Raw genomic sequence first — 2,220 nt, forward strand, 5'->3', positions numbered from 1 at the left:
CGCAGCCAGCCCTCGGCCGCGCCGAGCTCGTCCGCCGCCGCGGCCAGCGCCCGCAGCCCCGGGTGACGCTCGCCGGGCCGGTGCACCAGGCTGACCAGGGTCAGCGGCACCGGCTCCACCAGCGGCACGTTCACCGTCCCCGGCATCCGCGGACCGCCGACCGTGGTCAGCATCGGATCGCCGTGCCGGACCAGGTAGCGGGCGGTCTCGTCCACGCCGACCGGCGGCGCGTACGGCGCGGCCGCCGTCAGGCCGTGCTCGCGCAGCAGCCGGGTGCCGAGGTCGGCCCACTCGGTGGTGGCCGGATTGCCCACGCAGACGTCGACGGGGTGCCCGACCAGGTCCGACAGGCGCAGCGCGGCGCGGTCGGCCAGCGGATGGGTGTCCGCCATCATCACCGAAACCCGCTCCAACCGCACCGGCAGCTGGACGAGTTGACCGCGCACCGGGGCGGGCAGTCCGGCGAAGCGCCCGAAGGAGGCGTCCAGCCGGTGGGCCAGGAGCTCGGCGGCGGCCGCGGCCAGCCCGCCGTGGAAGCGGGCCAGCAGTTCGCCCTCCGGCCAGGCGGCGCGGGCCCGTTCGAGCACCCGGTCGGCGGCGAGGTCCGGGCCGTTGACGTCGCTGTTGAGGTCGAGCAGCAGCGGCCGGGCCGCGGCCCCGGCCCCGGTCGCCGCCTCGGCGAGGATCTCGTCGTGCAGGGCGAGCAACCGGCGCGCCCGGGGCAGCAACCGCCGCCCGGCCGGGGTGAGTTCGACGCTGCGGGTGGTGCGGGTGAACAGCGCGTCGCCGAGCAGCCCCTCCAGGGTCCGGACGTCCCGGCTGAGCGCCTGCTGGGCGGTGTGCAGCCGCTCGGCGGCCCGGCCGAAGTGCAGGGTCTCGGCGGTCGCGACGAAGCCGCGGAGCAGACGGGGGTGCAGGTCACGGGGCATGGGCGGCAGATTAACAACAGGGTGTTGTGAGTGCGGCGAAACAGGTGTTGGACGGCCGCCCACCGCCGGCACCAGGCTGGGGGCACCCCCTTCCCACCTGCTCACAGGAGCCCGATGCCCTCGCGCGCCCTCCTCACCTCCTACCGGCGGCTGTTCGCGGCCCCCGGCGCCGTCGCCTTCACCCTGACCGGACTGCTCGGCCGGCTGGCGCTGTCGATGAACGGCGTCGCACTGGTGGTGCTGCTCTCCGAACGGCGCGGCTCGTACGGGCTGGCCGGGGCGGTCTCGGCGACCGGGCTGGTCACCGGCGCGATCGGGATGCCGCTGATCGGACGGCTGGTGGACCGGTACGGGCAGGCGCGGGTGACGGTACCGGCCGCGCTGTACAACGCCGTTCCGCTGACCGGCCTGCTGCTCTGCGTCCGGCTCGGCGCACCCGACTGGACGCTCCTCCTCTGCTCCGCGGCCTGGGCGGCGGCACCCAACCTCGGCGGCATGGCCCGCTCCCGCTGGGCGCACCTGCACCGGGACGACCCGGCCGCCCGGCACCTGGCCAACTCCTTCGAGCAGGCGCTGGACGAACTCTGCTTCATGGCCGGACCGGTGCTCGCGATGGTGCTCTGCACCACGTTCGCCCCGGAGGCCGGACTGATCACCGCCGGCGCCCTCGGCACCACCGGCGCCCTGCTGTTCGCCGCCCAGCGGCGCACCGAACCGCCGCTGCCGCCGCCCGTCTCGGCCGGCTCGGCTGACCCAGCCGGCTCCCCGCTGCGGGTGCCCGGGCTGCGGGTGCTGGTGCTGACCTTCCTGGCGACCGGCATGGTCTTCGGCGCGACCGAGATCACCACCGTGGCGTACGCCGACGCGCTCGGCCACAAGGCGTCGGCCGGCCTGCTGCTGTCCCTGGTCGCGGCCGGCTCCTGCCTGGCCGGGCTGCTGTTCGGACTGCTGACCCCGCGTCGGGCACCGGGCCCGCGCTTCCTGCTCGGCGCCACGGCGATGGCCGCGGTGCTGCTGCTGCCGCTCGCCGCCGGACTGGGCGGGGCCGGGCTCGGGCTGCTCGGCGTGGCGCTGTTCGCGGCCGGCACCGCCACCGCACCGACCATGGTGACCGGAATGACGCTGGTCCAGGAGCTGCTGCCGCGGCGGCAGTTCAACGAGGGGATGGCGATGGCGGTGTCCGGCATCGTGGTCGGCATCTCGGCGGGGGCGGCGCTCGCCGGGGCGGTCGCCGAGCGGGCCGCTCCGGGCACCGGCTACGCCCTGCCCGCCGCGGCCGCCGGGCTCGCGC

Annotated in this window: 2 protein-coding genes; one reads left to right on the forward strand and one right to left on the reverse strand. The window is 76.4% G+C overall.

Features of this window, described 5'->3' with window-relative positions:
• A partial coding sequence (locus AE652_RS39960) for a LysR family transcriptional regulator (RefSeq protein ID WP_049660595.1) occupies window positions 1-929 on the reverse strand: 929 nt, incomplete at its 3' end.
• Window positions 930-1,043: 114 nt separating this feature from the next.
• Here AE652_RS39960 and AE652_RS39965 point away from each other — a divergent pair.
• On the forward strand, window positions 1,044-2,220 hold a 1,177-nt coding region (locus AE652_RS39965; protein WP_049660597.1), incomplete at its 3' end, for an MFS transporter.

The organism is Kitasatospora sp. MY 5-36 (genome assembly GCF_001182915.1).
Taxonomy (GTDB): Bacteria; Actinomycetota; Actinomycetes; order Streptomycetales; family Streptomycetaceae; genus Kitasatospora.